We start from the raw sequence: 16,547 nt of genomic DNA, 5'->3' as shown, positions 1-16,547 counted from the left end.
CCCCTGGATTTCAATAGACTGCCGGCATACCTGCCGGACGATGTTTGAAACGCCTGTGCACCCAGTAATACTGCTCGGGAAAGCGTAGGATTTGCTGCTCAAGGAAGGCATTCATCGTGCGTGCGTCGTGCGACTCGCTGTCCGTAGGATAGTTTTCAAGCGGCTCAAAGATGGTGAGCCTGTAGCCCCGAAATTCCGGCAACACCTCGGTTACGAAGGGCACGACGCGCGCGCCACCGAGTTTTGCGAGACGTGATACGGAGGTGAGCGTACAGGCCGGCACGTCGAACAGCGCGGCAAACACGGAACCCGACGTGCCATGGTCCATGTCCGCCGCCAGCATTACTGGAGTGCCTGAGCGCAGGAGCTTCACGATGTGTTTCGCGCTCGAACTACGCTCGATCATGTTCGCGCCGAACCTTCCACGCTGACGTTTTGCGAGCTCGCAGACGCGCGTATTCGACATGCGCGTGTAGAGCGCCCGCGACGGGCAGTTGAGAGGAATACAGCATGCAACCCACCTCGATGCCGACGAAGTGGAACCCCATGAAAATCGTCGGTGCGGCGTGCGGATCGTGGAGGTCGATGCGGCTGTCCATCTCGACCATCCGGTCAATCGCGCGGGCGCTCCCGAACCACTGAAACCCTCGCTCCAGATAGCTGCGCACGACATGCTGGAAATGCGCGCGCGCAAGACGCTCGCGCTCAGGTTCGGTCTTCAGCGGAAAACACAGCCGCAGGTTGACGAGCGCCACGTATTTGCGAGGGCTTGGTATCAGATACAGCGCGGCGCCGAGACCGCTGCCGGCGCGGGCAACCAGCGGGTACGGCAGGACCGACAGGAGCCGCAGCAGACCGACGAGCAGACAATACCCGAGCGTTTTCATGGTTGTTTCCGTGTAATGGGCTGTCCGGCGCCCCTCGTATCGGGTTCCGGAGCATGGGGCAGCGCGAGTTGTGAAGAATGGGTGCTACCGCTGGTTCGCCAGGCAAAATCAGTCGCCACATTGACGACCATGCAGTTCGAGGTGCAACTGGACCAGCCACGCACGGCGGCAATCATCGGCAATCAGTGCTTTAACCCCGGGTTTTTCACCCATTTCGACCTTGCGTGCCGCTACGGCAGCATCGAACGCTCGCCGCGCCCACCATCGCAGCAACAGCATGATCAGAAGCGCCACGGCAAAGGTGCCACCCTGAAAGGGCAACGTGGGCGTACCGCTGTCGGGCAGGCCGAACAGCAAGTCAAGGCTCAGGCAGGGGATGATGGCTATCCCAGTGGAAACCGAGAGGAGCACGATGTTTGCGCGCAGCGCTGTTGCAGTGGTGAGTTTCATGACACGCGGGTTCACCGCCGGATGGACATGACCGTCATGCTGAGCGTGCATGGCTTACCCGACACTTACCGGCGCACTGCGCCGGCCGTCTTTGCGCGGGCCCCAAGGCTACCGAGATGCGGTGTCGCCATAATCGGGGAGTGTGGCGGCGTCGCCCGGTTTCGATGAAGGCGCGCGCCGCCTTTGCAGATAAAGATTGCGCGTGAACGAATACTCGTCGAGCGCCGCTTGCGAGAGCAGATTCGAAGCGCCCAGCAGATCGGCACGGTTGCTGATGAGGTGAGTGCCGCCCACCGCCGCCTGGACGGGCAGCGATGCCGCCGAGAATGGATTGAGCAGACCGTTGACGGGGACGTCGCTCACGTCGCGCACGCTGCTCGGACCGAACACTGGCAGCACCAGATACGGCCCGATCGGTACGCCGTAGCGCGCAAGCGTCAGGCCGAAATCCTGATGATGTCTGGGTAGCCCCGCCGGCGTTGCCCAGTCGATCAGGCCGCCAATGCCCAATGTGGAATTGAACGCAAAGCGCATCGCATCTTCCGTCGCGTCCGTCACCTTCAACTGCAGCGCGTCGTTGGCGAAGTTGCCGATATCGCCGAGGTTGGAAAAGAAGTTCCGCACCGCGGTTTGCACTGGCGCCGGCGTCATCTTCTGATAGGCGGTCGCCGTTGGCCTGGCGACGTACTTGTCCAGCCTGTCGTTGAACGAGTAGATCGCCCGGTTCATTGGTTCGAGCGGGTCGCCGGCGGTGCGCTCAGAATGCGTTGCGCAGCCGCATAAGACGAGTGTCGCGGCAATGAGTGCGCAGGCTTGCAGGTCACGGCTTTTCATCCAGAGTCTCCCGGCAGAAGGATTGAGAACAGGGCCGGCGATGCCGCGCTGGAGTGTCGCGGCTGTTCGTCGATTCCATGATCGGGCTGGCCGACTTACTCACCACTTACTGCCGGATCTCCGGATGCAGGCTCGATCGGCATACGAGCGAGCCATGCGTGGGTAGTAAGTGATGAGTAAGTCACGTGGCCGCACGATTGCATCAGGCGCTGCAGCTGCCGGGTTGTCCGGCGCCCGATTCCGCTGATTCGGCACGAGTCGACCGGCCGCAACCCCGTCTGGACTATTCAATGAACAACCTGCCTTTGATCGAACAGGCAAGAACTCAGTTTTTTCCCCTTGCCGTTGGCCCGGTTTCCGGACGCGCGCCCGGACGCGCCGGGCGGAGCCGCGCACATGCGTGCTAACCGCCGCGAGCCCGCCGCAAGATGGGCATTGGGCACCTGGGAGGAATTGGCCACTGCCGTCGTATGCACTGCACTGGGTGCGTGCGCGGTGCAACCCCCTTACCTGCCGCCCACGCTTGATGACCAAGGGGTCTGGGCGAACCAGCCGGTTTTCGCGCCGGACCCGCTGCCGCCTGAAGAGAAATGGTGGACTGCGCTTGGAGACCCGGTGCTGGACGGCCTGATCGACGCCGCGTTTGCGAGCAGTCCGTCGGTGGCGTTGGCCGCGGCGCACCTGGACGAAGCGCGCGCCACGCTCGGCCTCAAGACCGCTCAAAGCCGCCCGCAGGTTTCGTTCAATGCGAGCGCGGAGCATGCCCGCGTTCAAAGTGGCGGCGGTGGTATTGGTGGCGGCGGTGGCAACACGGTGGTGGGCTCGGAAGTCACGGGCGGCCCGACTCTGGCGTGGGAAATCGACCTGTTCGACCGCCTGCGGCAGGCGCAGTCGGCCGCCAGCAGCCGGCTCACCGCCCGTACCGCGGATGCGGCCGCCGCCCGGCTCCTGCTGGCCGCCCAGGTAGCGGGCGCCGTGACGTCGCTGCGCGCCTGCCGGGTCGTACTGGACGTCAGACGTTTCGATATCGAGTCGCAGCAGCGCGACCTGGCGCTGACGCGCCAGCGAGTCGCGTTGGGATTTGCCCCGCCGGTCGACGAAAGCCGCGCACTCAGTTCCCTTGCCGACGCGCAGACAAGTCTCGTTGCGCAGGACGAAACCTGTGTGCAGGACCTGGACGCGCTAGTCGAACTCACCGGATTGACTGCGGCCGATGTGACCGAACGCCTCGGTGCGGTGCGCGCAACCGGCGCCGCAGCTGGCACGGCAACGGGCGGGCAGGGCGATCGCCAGTTTGCGTTTCCAGAAGTCCCGCAGGCCACGCTCGCTCTTCCGGCCAGCGTGCTGGCCGGGCATCCGGCCGTGATTGCCGCCGAACGCGAGGTCGCGGCGACCTACGCGGAAATCGGCGTTGCGCGCGCGAACCGGCTGCCGGTCTTCAATCTGACGGCGGCGCTCACCGGCAACTGGATCAGCGCTTCCGGATCGACGATTTCCTATCTGGCCTGGTCGCTGATCCCTGCCGTGAGCGGGCCGATTTTCGACGCTGGGGCAGGTGCGGCATCGGTCGATGCCGCCAGCGCCCGTTACCTTGCCGCGCTCGCGACCTTGCGCGAGACCGTACGTACTACCACGCAAGACATCGAAAACGCGCTGTCGGCGCAGGCGCATGCACGCGAGCGGCTCGCCGCGGCGGCGCGCGCGCGCGACGCAGCCCAGGCGACGCTCGAAGCGACCGAATCGCAATGGCGTGCCGGCGCAGTCAGCCTGTTCCAGCTCGAGGACACGCGACGGCAACGGCAAGCGGCAGAGGAAACAGCGGTCGACGCCGCGCGTGCCAGCGTCCAGGCCTGGGTGGACGTCGTCCGTGCATCGGGCAATGCCGCCACCTTCACCGCCATGCCTTCTCAACCGGATTGATACGCCATGTCCCAGTCATTCACTACCCGCATCGCCGTCTTCCGGCGCCGTGCCGCGACCAGGCGGCGCCTGGTCACCACGGCCATCGTGCTTGCCCTGCTGGCGGCGCTGGGCGCCGGCGTCGCGCTGATGCGCAGCCGCCCGGCAGACGTTACCCCCGCGCCCGCCGCGAGCGCGCTGACGGTCGCGCTGCTCAAGCCGCAGCACGAGCGCTGGAGCAAGTCAATCGACGTATCCGGCGCAATCGCGCCCTGGCAGGAAGCGACAATCCGCTCGCTCGTGACCGGCGCGCGCCTCTCGGAAGTGCGCGTCGATGTCGGCGATGCAGTCAGGCGCGGCGAGGTACTGGCCCGTTACGACACGGCGCTGTTGCAGGCCGAGGCCGCGCAGATGGCTGCGGCGCTTGCGCAGGCCGAGGCGAGTGCGCAGCAGGCGCGCACCAACGAGGCCCGCGCGCTGCAGATGAAGGACAGCGGCGGCATCAGCAGGCAGGATCTGCTGCAGTACCGGACCACGGCCGCGGTCACGAAGGCCCAGGTCGACGTCGCGCGCGCCCAGTTGCAGGCGCGCCGGCTCGACTTGCGCAACGCCAGCGTCCTCGCGCCCGACGACGGCACGATCAGCGCCCGCGCTGCGACTCTCGGTTCCGTGACGCCGGTCGGCCAGGAGCTGTTTCGGCTGATCCGGCAGGACCGCCTGCAATGGCAAGCCGAAGTCACAGCCGCCGACGTTGCTGCAGTCAAGCCTGACCAGCATGTCCTGCTAGCGTTGCCGGACGGCAGCCATGCGCGAGGCATGGTGCGCCGGATCGCGCCATCGCTGGACCCGCAGTCGCGCGTCGCCATCGTCTACGCGGACCTGGAGCCGGGCTCGCATGCGCGCGCTGGCATGTACGCGGGCGGGCGCATCGTGCTGGGCGATAGCGACGCGCTGGTGGTGCCCGCCTCGGCGCTAGCGATGCTCGACGGGCGCAGCCATGTTGCGGTCGTCGCTGAGCGCGGCGGCGTGGGGCGGGTCACGTTGCGGGAAGTACAGACCGGCCGACGCGAAAGTAGCTCGGTCGAGATTGTGAGTGGAGTGGCCGATACGGAGCACGTCGCTCGCGAAGGGGCCGCGCTGCTGAACGAAGGCGATTTCGTCACGCTTGCGCCGGGCGTGGTGTCGATGACAGGCGGGGCACTGCAATGAACTTTGCTACGTGGTCCATGCACCACCGGATTCCGGTCGTCGTGCTGTTCATCTTCCTGTCGCTGGCGGGGCTGTGGGGGTTTCATCGGCTGCCGATCCAGGATATGCCCGACCTCGACCTGCCGACGCTCAACGTCACACTGACGCTCCCCGGCGCAGCGCCCCTCCAGCTCGAAGCCGATGTCGCGCGCAAGGCCGAAGACGCGCTCGCCACGCTGCAGGGTCTCAAGCATCTGAATACGCAGATCGTGGACGGACAGGTTCATATCGAGGTCTCGCTGGTCATCGGGCGCAATCTGTCCGATGCGCTGAACGAGGCGAAGGACGCACTCGACGGCATCCGCTCCGGGCTGCCCGCTGATCTCGATCCCCCGGTCGTGACCGCGGTGAGAAGCGATTCGGACCCGATCATGACATTTGCAATCGCCTCTACCCGGCTCGACAACGAGCGCCTGTCGTGGTTCGTCGACGACACCGTCAGCAAGGCGGTGCTCGCAGTGCCGGGCGTCGCGCAATTTGAGCGTGTCGGTGGCGTCACGCGCGAGGTGCAGGTGGAGGTTGACCCGGTCCGCCTCGCGTCGACCGGCGTGACGGCGGTCGACGTCTCTCGCGCGCTGCGCTCGATGCAGATGGATGCGTCGGGCGGGCGTGGACGCTTCGGGCTCGGCGAACAGTCGATGCGCGTGCTCGGCACTGTAACGCAGGCGGCCGGTCTCGCACGCTTTCCGATTGTGCTCGCCGATGGCCGCTCGATCAGTCTCGACCAGGTTGCGATCGTACGCGACGGTTTTGCCGAACCGACCCAGACCGCGCTGCTCGGCGAAAAGCGGGTGGTCGGCTTCAGGATTTACCGCGCAAAGGGCGCGGACGAGACCCGCATCTCGGCCGACGTCGAAGCGGCGTTGAACCGGCTTCGCACAGCGGACCCGGCGATCTCGTTGCAACGGGTCTCCAGCGCCGTCGACTACACAAAGGAGCAGTACCGGGGTTCGATGGACATGCTCTACGAGGGCGCGCTGCTGGCCGTGCTGGTCGTGTGGTGGTTCCTGCGCGATCGCCGCGCGACGCTGGTGGCCGCTGCCGCGTTACCCCTGTCGATTCTGCCGGCTTTCGCAACCATGCAGTGGCTCGGCTATTCGCTGAACACGCTGACGCTGCTGGCGCTGGCGGTCGTGATCGGCGTGCTGGTCGACGATGCGATCGTCGAGATCGAGAACATCGAACGGCATGTTCAGATGGGCAAGCCCATCCTGCAGGCTGCCACCGATGCGGTGACCGAGATCGCGCTGCCGGTGACGGCCACGACCCTGACGCTGGTTGCGATTTTCCTGCCCACCGCGCAAATGAGCGGCGTGCCGGGCCTGTTTTTCAAGCAGTTCGGCTGGACGGCGGTGGTTGCCGTGCTGATGTCGCTGCTGGTGGCGCGGCTGCTCACGCCGATGATGGCCGTTGCGCTTCTTAAGCACACGTCGCCTCATCAGCCGCCGCACGAACCATTTGGCGCGCGGCCGCCATCGCGCCTGATGCAGCGTTATCTCGCGCAGGTCCGCTGGTGCCTCGCTCACCGGAAGACCACGCTGGCGCTGACCGTCGCGTTTCTGACCGGCTCGGTCGCGCTGATTCCGCTGATTCCGAACGGCTTCGTGCCGGCGTCCGATCGCGGTTACATCGTGGCCAATGTCGAGTTACCGCCGGGCAGCCCGCTCGACGCAACGCTGGCGGTCGAACGCGATGCGCGCCAGGCGCTGCGCGGCGCTGCGGGCATTGAGCGCATTTTCAGCGTGGCGGGGGGCAACGCCACGACGCGCTTCGATTCGGCGCGAACCGCCGGTGTGCGCTTCGGCACGATGACCCTGATGCTCGCGCCGCGTGGCGGGCGCCCGGCGCAGGCGAGCATCGAAGCGATCGTGCGGCAACGCCTCGCCGCTGTGCCCGGCGCGCGTTTTTCGCTCGGCGACGGCGGCCTTGGCGAGAAGCTCGCCATTATCCTGACGAGCGACAACACGACGGCGTTGACCGAAAGCGCGGCCCGGGTCGCGCGTGAGATGCGCGGGGTTCCCGGGCTGAACAACGTGGCGTCGACGGCGAGCCTCGAGCGGCCGGAGATCGAGATCCGGCCTGACATGACCCTTGCCGCCGAACGCGGCATCAGCACCGCGGCGATCGGCGAGACCGTGCGCATAGCGACCACCGGAGACTTCGACGCGCAACTGGCGAGACTCAATCTCGACGATCGCCAGATCTTCCTGCGCGTGCGGCTCGCCAATCCCGACCTGGAGCGGGTCAGCTCGGTGTTCGGCCTGCGCCTGAAAGGCCGCGACGGCCTCGTGCCGCTGGGATCGGTGGCGAGCGTTTCGGTGGGCAGCGGTCCCGCGGAGATTGCGCGCCACGATCGCAAACGTTTCGTCACGGTGTCGGCTGATCTGGGCGCGACGGCGCTCGGCGAGGCGCTCAGATCGGTCAGGGCGCTGCCGTCGGTGCGTGCGCTGCCTGGGGATGTCGCCCTGCTCGAAGACGGCGACGCGGACACCATGGCCGAACTGTCGTCCGGCTTCCTGTTCGCGATGGCGACCGGTGTCCTCTGCGTGTACCTGTTGCTGGTCCTGCTATTCAATGACTTCTTCCAGCCGCTCACGATCCTGTCCGCGCTGCCCCTGTGCCTGGGCGGTTCGTTCGTGATGCTTCTCGTGACCGGCAGCGAGCTGGACGTTCCGTCGATGGTCGGCCTCGTGATGCTGATGGGGATCGTCACGAAGAACTCGATCCTGCTTGTCGAGTACACGATCCGCAATCTTCAGCTGCGGCAGATGCCGATGGTGGAAGCACTCGCAGATGCCTGCATGAAGCGCGCGAGGGCCATCGTGATGACGACGGTCGCGATGACCGCGGGCATGCTGCCGATCGCGCTCGGCTTCGGCGCCGACGCGAGTTTCCGGCAGCCGATGGCCTTTGCGGTGATCGGCGGCCTGTTGACCTCCACGGCGCTCAGCCTGCTGGTGGTGCCTGTCGTGTTCTCTTACGTCGACGCCCTGCGGCGCTCGGTTGCCCGCTTGCCCGGCAGGTCCAGGCGGCGCGATACGAGCGGGGTGACTGCCCGCTGAGCCGGGCTTCTGCGCGGCACCTGGGCCGCGTCTCGCTCGATTCGCCGCCTTTTTGTGAGTAAGTAACGAGTAAGTCGGCCGGTCCTAAAGTCGATTCCGTCTCATCCATCCACTTTTAGGAACGACTGTGAAAAAAACTCTCCGCCGTAAGCACCCGCTGCTGTTGGCCGTCACATCGGCCTTTCTGTATTCGGGCGCGGCCTGGGCAGACGGTGTCAGCGCGGACCCGCCCGAGGCGGAAGACAGCGGCTTCACCGTGCTGAGCAATGCGACGAACGCGACGCACTGGGGCCTCGGTGCGGCAGTCGGAATCGAGTCGTCGCCCTACCGCGGCGACGGCAGCCGGGTCGCGGCGATTCCGCTGATCTCCTTCGACAACAAATGGGTGCACGCCTTCGGCACCACGGTCGATCTGAAGGTCGGCAAGTGGAGCGACGTCACCGTAACCCTGCGCGGCAAGTTCGACGTCTTTGGCGGCTACAAGGGGTCCGACGCGCCGATCCTGAACGGCATGGAAAACCGCAGCGGCGCGTTCTGGTATGGTCCGGCGCTCGCATGGAAAACCGCGTTCGGCACGCTGTCGGGCGACTACCTGTTGGGAGGGAATAAGGGTGAGACGGCTGACCTCGGCTTCAGCAAGTCCTTCGATCTGGGCAACTGGTCAGTCGAGCCGCACGCCGGCATTGAATGGTTAAGCAGCAAATATATCAACTATTACTATGGCGTACGGCCGTCGGAGGTGCAGGCGGGACGCCCGGAGTACACGGGCAAGGCGGCCTACGACATGTCGATCGGTACGCGAGTGGACTACAGGTTCACCCGCCATCAGATGGTGAGTTTCGATTTAGGGGTGACCCATCTCAGCACCGGCATCACCGACAGCCCGATCGTCGGAAAGAGATACATTCCTCAGGTCAAGCTCGGCTACCTTTACCAATTCAAATGAGCGCAGCGTCATGTCGCGAGTCGCACTGATCGAAGACCACAAGCGCCTGGCCGCGATGGTGCGCCAGGCCCTGTCGTCTGCGGGAATCGAAACCGATCTGTTCTCTACTGTCTCCGAGGCCAGCTACGGTGTGAACCGGGGCGACTACGCGGTGCTGATCATCGACCGCGGCTTGCCTGACGGGGATGGGCTCACCTTCCTGCGCGCGTTGCGTGCAGCAGGCCACATGACGCCCTGCCTGATGCTGACCGCACGCGATGCGCTGCATGACCGCGTGGACGGCCTCGAGAGCGGCGCCGACGACTATGTGACCAAGCCGTTCGCGATGAGTGAACTGATCGCCCGGGTACGCACGCTGATGCGCCGGCCGTCGACGCTGGCGGAACTGGTTCTGTCGTTCGCCGACATCATCGTGGATCCGCAGCAGCGCGCGATGTGCCGCGGTGCCGAGGCGGTCCTGCTCGCGCCGGCCGAATTGCAGATAATGCTGTGCCTTGTGAAGGCGGCCGGCCGGACCGTACGGCACGCGGCACTCGAACATGCAGCCTGGGGCCTGGGCGAGGCGGTGACGCCCAACGCGCTGGAAGTGACCTTGCACCGGTTGCGCAAGAAGCTGGCGACGCTAGGCTCCACGGCGCGGCTCGCAAACATCCGTGGCGCAGGTTTCGCGCTGCAGGCCGCTAACGAAAACGGACAGGGCGATTTGCCCGACCGACCTGTGTCAGCAAAGAGGGGCATATGAAACAGCTGATTCTGATAGTCCACAGCGATCCCGCGTGTCGTGACGCATTGCGCACCTACCTGCAGTCGAGCGGTTTCGATGTGGCCGTGCTGTACGACCCGGGCAAGGTCGCAGAGCGCGTGGAAGTGGAACGGCCGGCACTGATCGTGATGACGAGCGGCGCGACCAGGGGCAGCGGCCTTGCCGCGCTGCAGGCGCTGCGACGCGGCGGCGACGACCTGCCGGTCATCATGCTCGGCGAACAGGATGACGTCACGGAGCGCATTGTGGCCCTTGAATGCGGCGCTGACGATTTCATCTGCAAGCCGTTCAACGTCCATGAAGTGCTGGCCAGAATCCGCTGCGTGCTAAAACGTACCGCACAGGCTCCCCTGCAAGAACCGGCATTCAAGCCGCCGTTCAGTTTCAACGGCTTCGAACTGGATTACGCATCGCGCACCCTCACGTTTCAGGCCGAACCGGTTCCGCTCCAGCAAACCGAGTACGCGGTGCTCAATCTGTTCACGAGTGCGCCCGGGCGGGTTTTATCGAAAGAGGTTATCGCGCAGCGCATCTGGCCCGATGCGCCGCCCCGGCTGGCCGCCGTGGGCGTGTGGGTGCACCGTCTGCGCAGACGGATCGAGCAGGACGCCGCCATGCCGAGACTGATTCAGACGGTGCGCGCAAAGGGGTATGTGTTTCGTCCGGGATCGGACGACTGGAGCTTTGGCGTGTCGCGAAAGTACCATGCGTCCATGCCGCCGTCCGTGGCAGAGCCGGTTCGAACCAGCCTCAGGTAAATTGCTAACCCGCCGGCGCTCATCCAGCACCGGCAACCAACCGCTACTCATTCGACATGCTCAATCACTGGATTCGAAGTCTGTCCGCGCGCCTGTGGCTGACCAGCATTGCCGCGCTGGCGGTGTGCCTGACCGTGCTGGCGACCCTCGTCATCTACGTGTTCAGTCACTTCCCGGAGGAGACGCTTGGCCGCAGCGAACAGCGGGAGAAGGTCATGCATGTCGTAAACGGGCTCGTCTTCGACGATGCCGGTCATCTGGTCTCGGTACGGCTTCCCGAACGCGAGGCGTGGCTGTTCAACGTGGCGCCCACTGAAATCCAATATCGCGTGCTTGATGAGCGGGGCAGCGTGCTGTTCGCGTCGGGCGACACGCGAGACAGTCGTCCATGGCTTGAGGGCGATCCAGCCACCGCGAACGGCAGGATCATGCAGGCGAGCATCGACAGCAAGCCGTTCGACATCATGACGCAGCAGGTTCCACACGGGCAGGCGGTCTATTACATTCAGACCGCAACGAGTCAGCGCCTCAACCAGGCGCTGATCGGCGTGAAGATCGCACCGATACCGGACATCGTCCGGATCACGTTTTTCATTGCGACGATCATTTTTGGGCTCACGCTGACCTTTACCGTGCATCGGGTACTCAAACCGCTCAGGAAGGCGTCGCGCGCCGCTGCGCTGATCACACCGCGCAATCTGACGACACGCCTGTCCTCCGAGGGCATTCCGAGCGAGATCAGGCCGCTGATCAGCGCCTTCAACGAGACGCTCGGCAGACTCGAAAATGGTTTCACGGTGCAGCAACAGTTTCTGGCGTCAGCCGCCCACGAATTGCAAACGCCGCTGACTCTGATCCGCGGCCAGATCGAACTGCAACCGGATATCGAGGGCAAGGAAATGCTGTTTCGCGAGATCGATCTGATGGCCCGCCAGGTGCGGCAATTACTGCATCTGGCCGAAGTCAGCGAATCACAGAATTTTACCTTTACCGAGGTGAGCAGTGTGGACGTCGCGCAGGATGTCGTCGGCTATCTGGAACGCCGGGCCGACAGGAAACGCGTGAAGCTTCAGCTGGAAACACTGAAAGCGCCGTCGTCGATCTGGGCGGACAAGAGTGCGCTCTTTATCCTGCTGAAGAACATCGTCGAGAACGCGATCAATGTTTCGCCGCCCAATAGCGTTGTCACGCTGATCATCGATGACGTCTCGATCCAGGTGCGGGACGAGGGGCCTGGCATCAGGCAGGAATACCTTCCCTTTCTTTTCAGGCGGTTCTGGCGTGCCCCGGATGCTCGGCACGACGGCGCCGGCCTCGGGCTCGCCATTTGCAAGGAAATCGCTCTGGCGCACGAATGGCGGTTGACGGTGAGCAGCCTGGTTTCGGGAACCCGGTTTATCGTCTGGCTCTAGATGCTGCGACGAAAGGACGGGGATCATGATACGTAGAACGTAGTAAATCTGTCTGCGTTGCGAGAGGAATTGGCGGCGCAACCGTACTGCCTTCCTTGCACACCGCTATCAAGACAGGCCGTTCATCCCACTTCGAATGCGCCCGGCCAATGCAGGCAGCGCCCCGAATTTCAGGATGGGAGATCGCGATATTCTCCAACACTGTTTAACTAATTTCGCAACAGCTTCTTAGTCTTACTGTGTCACATATTATGCGGGCCACTGCTTCGATGATTGGTGCAAGCGTTGCGTGAGGCGCAGTCCGAGCAAGATACGCAAGGTAGTGATGGAATCAGGAACGTGGCGTTGTGCGCGCTGGACTGCCGCGTGCGATGTAATCCGCGGGAAGGACAGGCAGCGCGCGTTCAACGAAGTTTTTTTTATCGCAGGCCCCTGAACCCATCCTGAGCCGCTGGGCCATCAGAAACCCATATGCCGCGATAGTCAGAGTGGCGTGGTGGTGAAAGCCGCGCCAGCCACGCCCTTCGTAGTGACCGAGCCCGAACTCCTGCTTCAGATCCTGATAGTCGCGCTCGATGCGCCAACGCATCTTGGTCACGAATACGAGTTGTTCAAGTGTCACCTCCTCGGGAGCCGTACTGAGAAAGTATTTGAGCGGCTCTGTATCTCCATCGGGCCATTCAATGAGTAACCACTCTTCAGCGCGCTGGGTACTGCTCCAATAGTCGCGATGAGCGGGACGAACCCGTAGGGCAGCAAAGCGTGAGGACAGTGCCGCGTTGCTGCCTTCTCGCCAGGTGACGGTTTGCCAGGCGTTCGCGGGTAATTGCATGGCCAGCGCCTTGACCGCTTGCGGTTCATGGCCTGGCGCACGACGCAGCAGCGTAGGTGGCTTGCCGCGCCCACTCCACGGCTTGGGCGGCAGCGGCGCCGTACCTGGCTCCCACACTGAGGTGCCCGGGCGAATCCCCACGGCGTATAACAAGCCCAGCTCGCTCACGCCATCCCGAAAGGCAGTCTCATCACCATATCCTGCATCGGCCAGCACGATGCCCGGTGCAATTCCGGATGCAATCGCTTCGCGCAGTTGAGCCAACGCAATCTGTGGTTTGGTTGCGAAGTCCTGATCGTCAGGAATGCCCGCACGACGGGCACGTTCCCGATCGTCAATCCATTCTTTGGGAACATACAGTTGCCAGGCGATAGGCAGGCTGCCGCGTTGCGTCGCGATCGATAAACTCACTGCAACCTGACAGTTGTCCTGTTTTCCGAGCTGGCCACAGTACTGGCGTGCAACCCCCACCGAATGGCGGCCCTTCTTCGGAAAACCGGTGTCATCAATAATCCAGTAGTAGCCGGCCTCTTCAGCGGCATGCGCGCCTAGTGCGGGCATCACCCACTCGCGCACCCGCTGCATGATCGCCTTGTCGGACCAATCTGCCTTGGCAACAAAATGATGGAGCGACTGATGCTTCGCACTCGCGTGAAGCGGATCAATATGCGCGGCCATCGGCTCGACGCTCTTTCGTGACAGCGGCAGCACCAGGCCAGAACAGTAGCCTTTAAGGCCAGCGTGGCGATCCGCGTGTCCTAACTCTTGTGCCAGATAGTTCAGATACGCTTCAAACTCGTCGATACCTTCTGTCATTGCGATCGCCCGTAGTCTCTATTAGTTCATACTACCAGGTATCGTATTTTATTGACACAGTAAGATTAGTGAAGGTGGTTCGCTACAGGCGACGTAGCAACTATAGACGAGGAAGGCTTCTTGCATATCACAGATCGGAGCAAGGATGTCATCAAATCCGGCTGCGAACGGATTTCATCCATCGTATGCACGCCCCCAAGGGGCTACAGCAAAAAAATGCCTGAAGAGCGGTTGCTGACTGACTCGAAGCAGGGGCGAGCCGTGCCGGCGATCGAACTGAAAACTGTCGGACCCCCACTGAACAGAGCTCCCTCGGCACGGGCGACCGAGTGGGGAATTCCTAACGGTGAAAGTTCCGTCATTCCCCAACCGTGCACGGCACGAATCCCGATTTTCCTGAAGCTTGCGGCGAGACTCGGCGGACAGGCGGCGCCTCCGACGATCACCCGCTGAAGGGTGCTACATCGCCTTCCGGTGCGCTCAAGATGCTTCACGAAGGCGAGCCACTGTCGGTACTCCAGCTGACATCGTGACGCCTTCCTCTGCGAAAAGTGTGGAAAGTGATTCCCCATCGAGCTTAGCGCCGGGAAAGACAAGCCTAGCTCCCACGAGCGGAGCCGAAAAGGGCATCCCCCACGCGTTAACGTGAAGCATTGGAACGACTGGCGCGAGCGTATCCCTGGTCGAAAGGCAAAGCGCGTCGGGCAACGCCGCTGGTTCGCAAGACATGCGAACCAGCGTGAATTGCACGGTGCGGTATATCACTGTGTGGGCTGCGTAGCTAACAAGGCTCTCGCGAACGGACCTCATACCTTCGACGTTCCCCGCCGCCTGGATCGCGAAAGGAATCTGACTGGCTTCCTGGACCACTCCAGACAGGACAATGTTGCCGTCAGAAGCCTTAAGGCAATGCTGATCAAGTCCACCGAGTTGGTACTTCACGCGTTACATAGATCGTGTTTAAAGAGGCAGGCAGAACAGGATGAAGCAGCAGACGCTGGCGATGGCAGCCGATCAAGGCGCGGGTTTCGAGACGCACCGCAAACGCACGCGGCGCGACGAGTTTCTCGACACGATGAATGCGATCGTGCCATGGCCGCAGTTGTGCGCGACGATCGAGCCGCATTATCCTAAGCGCGGCGATGGCCGCCCGCCAATTGGTCTGGAGCGCATGCTGCGGATCCACTTCGTGCAGCACTGGTTCAATCTGGCCGACTTCGCTTGCGAAGAGGCACTCTACGACAGCGCCAGCCTGCGTCGCTTTGCCGGAATTGACCTGGGTTGCGAAGCCGTACCGGACGCGACGACGCTGCTCAAATTCCGGCGCCTGCTGGAGACGCACAAACTGGGTGAGCAATTGTTTGCCGAAGTCGGCGGGGTACTGCAGGCCAGCAGCGTGAAGCTCAAAAGCGGCACCATCGTGGACGCGACGATCATCGTCGCGCCGAGCTCGACGAAGAATGAGAAGGCGCGCGACCCCGAGATGCACCAGACCCGCAAGGGCAAGCAATGGTACTTCGGTGCAAAGCTGCACATCGGTGTGTGGACAGCCAGAGCGGCCTGGCGCACAGCGCGGTGCTCACGCCGGCCAATGTGCATGACAAACATCCACTGACGCAATTGCTGCACGGGCAGGAGCGGCGCGTCTACGGCGACAGCGCCTATGCAAGCCAGAAGGAACTGATCCACAGCAAGGCGCCCAGGGCGCGACTTTACCAATCAGCGCACGCGCCGTGCGGGAGGCGAAGTCGACGAGGTGCAGCGTGGCAAGAACCGCAACAAGTCGAAGATTCGCGCCCGGGTGGAACATGTCTTCGCGGTCGTGAAGCGACTGTGGGGATTTACCAAGGTGCGCTATCGCGGGCTGGCAAAGAACGCCAACCGGGCGTTCGTCGCGCTCGCGCTGGCGAACGTCTACCTGTCGCGAAAGAAACTGGTGGCACCGGTACGCCCATAGTGGGCGAAAGGCGGGCAAAGTGCCCGCCCAACAGGCCTGCGAGGGCCGAAAAGCAATGGCTTAAGCTCGGCCTCATGGCTTGGCGACGTTCAAGTCGCTGACACGTCGCCGATTTAGTGGCTTGTTCAGCTTAGCCTTAACAAATATTCCAGTAGCGTCAAGTCCCTTTATGTGAGAGAGCGCCTTCAAAACACGTTTAGACAAGGCCCGGTTTGCGGCGCGCACTGTTTTTGGTGATGTCGGTGCCGACGCCACTTCACCGTTCGAATTGCCGCTTGCGGGCTGTTCCGGTTGTGCGACCGCATTCAATGGGAAGAGCAAGCACACCAATGTGACGCCTCTCACTGTAATCCGATGCATATCGGCTCCGTTGAGGGTTTGTTTGATTGCTTGCGAAATCGGCGGTACTCCACGCAACCGCCGATATCCCATCCTTAGAATTTTTGCTTGTAGCCCAATTGACACGCCGGTGATGCCGGAACTCCCCGGGCTGCGGTTGAGAACAGCGATATTCGTCGGACCCGCGTCGCGTCGGCATCCCACTGCGCCCTTTCGAGAAGGTGCTGCACACCTGGATTTGCCCCCGTACCTCCGGACACCGCCTCACACTTGAGTTGATAAATCGTTCCTGCGCCTGAACTCGCGTGGCGAGCGGTACTTCAATGCGCTATGAGGGTGGTGCT

Annotated in this window: 12 protein-coding genes and 3 pseudogenes; 8 read left to right on the top strand and 7 right to left on the bottom strand. The window is 63.2% G+C overall.

The window, feature by feature from the left end; translation table 11 throughout:
• Positions 1–10: 10 nt before the first annotated feature.
• From HV770_RS34430 to HV770_RS34420, 3 genes and pseudogenes are all read right to left on the bottom strand, one after another.
• Positions 11–887 (bottom strand): annotated as a pseudogene (locus tag HV770_RS34430) (lipid A biosynthesis lauroyl acyltransferase).
• A 108-nt stretch (positions 888–995) separates the two neighbouring features.
• Positions 996–1,337: a hypothetical protein gene (locus HV770_RS34425; protein ID WP_175165934.1), complete on the bottom strand. Its 342-nt coding sequence runs from the start codon at positions 1,335–1,337 to the stop codon at positions 996–998.
• Between the two features lie 123 nt (positions 1,338–1,460).
• Positions 1,461–2,171, bottom strand: a pseudogene (locus tag HV770_RS34420) (MlaA family lipoprotein); the annotation flags it as partial.
• A gap of 396 nt (positions 2,172–2,567) precedes the next feature.
• Between HV770_RS34420 and HV770_RS34415 the strand changes: the two are divergent.
• The 7 genes from HV770_RS34415 to HV770_RS34385 all read left to right on the top strand — a co-directional run bounded on the left by HV770_RS34415 (position 2,568) and on the right by HV770_RS34385 (position 12,259).
• Positions 2,568–4,091, top strand: a complete 1,524-nt coding sequence (locus HV770_RS34415) for an efflux transporter outer membrane subunit (protein WP_175165932.1) — start codon at positions 2,568–2,570, stop codon at positions 4,089–4,091.
• A gap of 6 nt (positions 4,092–4,097) precedes the next feature.
• Positions 4,098–5,279, top strand: coding sequence for an efflux RND transporter periplasmic adaptor subunit (locus HV770_RS34410; RefSeq protein WP_175165931.1), 1,182 nt, complete (start codon positions 4,098–4,100; stop codon positions 5,277–5,279).
• Positions 5,276–8,380 (top strand): efflux RND transporter permease subunit, encoded by a 3,105-nt coding sequence (locus HV770_RS34405; protein WP_175165930.1) that lies wholly within the window; start codon positions 5,276–5,278, stop codon positions 8,378–8,380. The genes HV770_RS34410 and HV770_RS34405 overlap by 4 nt, the downstream gene beginning before the upstream one ends.
• A gap of 127 nt (positions 8,381–8,507) precedes the next feature.
• A complete protein-coding gene (locus tag HV770_RS34400; RefSeq protein WP_175165929.1) occupies positions 8,508–9,326 on the top strand; it encodes a MipA/OmpV family protein in 819 nt (272 codons plus the stop codon).
• A gap of 10 nt (positions 9,327–9,336) precedes the next feature.
• Complete coding sequence (locus HV770_RS34395; RefSeq protein ID WP_175165928.1) at positions 9,337–10,068, top strand: response regulator transcription factor; 732 nt, start codon at positions 9,337–9,339, stop codon at positions 10,066–10,068.
• Complete coding sequence (locus HV770_RS34390; protein WP_175165927.1) at positions 10,065–10,847, top strand: response regulator transcription factor; 783 nt, start codon at positions 10,065–10,067, stop codon at positions 10,845–10,847. Before HV770_RS34395 ends, HV770_RS34390 begins: the two co-directional genes overlap by 4 nt.
• Positions 10,848–10,903: 56 nt before the next feature.
• Entirely contained in the window at positions 10,904–12,259 is a 1,356-nt protein-coding gene (locus HV770_RS34385) for a sensor histidine kinase (RefSeq protein ID WP_175165926.1), read from the top strand.
• Here the strand turns inward: HV770_RS34385 and HV770_RS34380 are convergent.
• The 4 genes from HV770_RS34380 to HV770_RS39940 all read right to left on the bottom strand — a co-directional run bounded on the left by HV770_RS34380 (position 12,243) and on the right by HV770_RS39940 (position 14,849).
• Positions 12,243–12,461, bottom strand: coding sequence for an AMP-binding enzyme (locus tag HV770_RS34380; protein ID WP_175165925.1), 219 nt, complete (start codon positions 12,459–12,461; stop codon positions 12,243–12,245). The two genes, HV770_RS34385 and HV770_RS34380, sit on opposite strands and share 17 nt — an antisense overlap.
• Positions 12,462–12,590: 129 nt before the next feature.
• Positions 12,591–13,907: an IS701 family transposase gene (locus HV770_RS34375; protein WP_175165924.1), complete on the bottom strand. Its 1,317-nt coding sequence runs from the start codon at positions 13,905–13,907 to the stop codon at positions 12,591–12,593.
• A gap of 203 nt (positions 13,908–14,110) precedes the next feature.
• Positions 14,111–14,479, bottom strand: a complete 369-nt coding sequence (locus HV770_RS39130) for an AMP-binding protein (RefSeq protein WP_246291485.1) — start codon at positions 14,477–14,479, stop codon at positions 14,111–14,113.
• Positions 14,388–14,849 carry a BON domain-containing protein gene (locus tag HV770_RS39940; RefSeq protein ID WP_425497542.1) on the bottom strand — a complete coding sequence of 154 codons (462 nt, stop codon included), beginning with the start codon at positions 14,847–14,849 and terminating at the stop codon, positions 14,388–14,390. The genes HV770_RS39130 and HV770_RS39940 overlap by 92 nt, the downstream gene beginning before the upstream one ends.
• 40 nt (positions 14,850–14,889) lie before the next feature.
• Between HV770_RS39940 and HV770_RS34355 the strand changes: the two are divergent.
• Positions 14,890–15,864, top strand: a pseudogene (locus HV770_RS34355) (IS5 family transposase).
• Positions 15,865–16,547: the final 683 nt, after the last annotated feature.

Source organism: Paraburkholderia fynbosensis, from assembly GCF_902859935.1.
GTDB classification, from domain to species: Bacteria; Pseudomonadota; Gammaproteobacteria; order Burkholderiales; family Burkholderiaceae; genus Paraburkholderia; species Paraburkholderia fynbosensis.
Note: the sequence above shows the minus strand (reverse complement) of the source record. Positions and strands in the feature narration are given on the sequence as shown.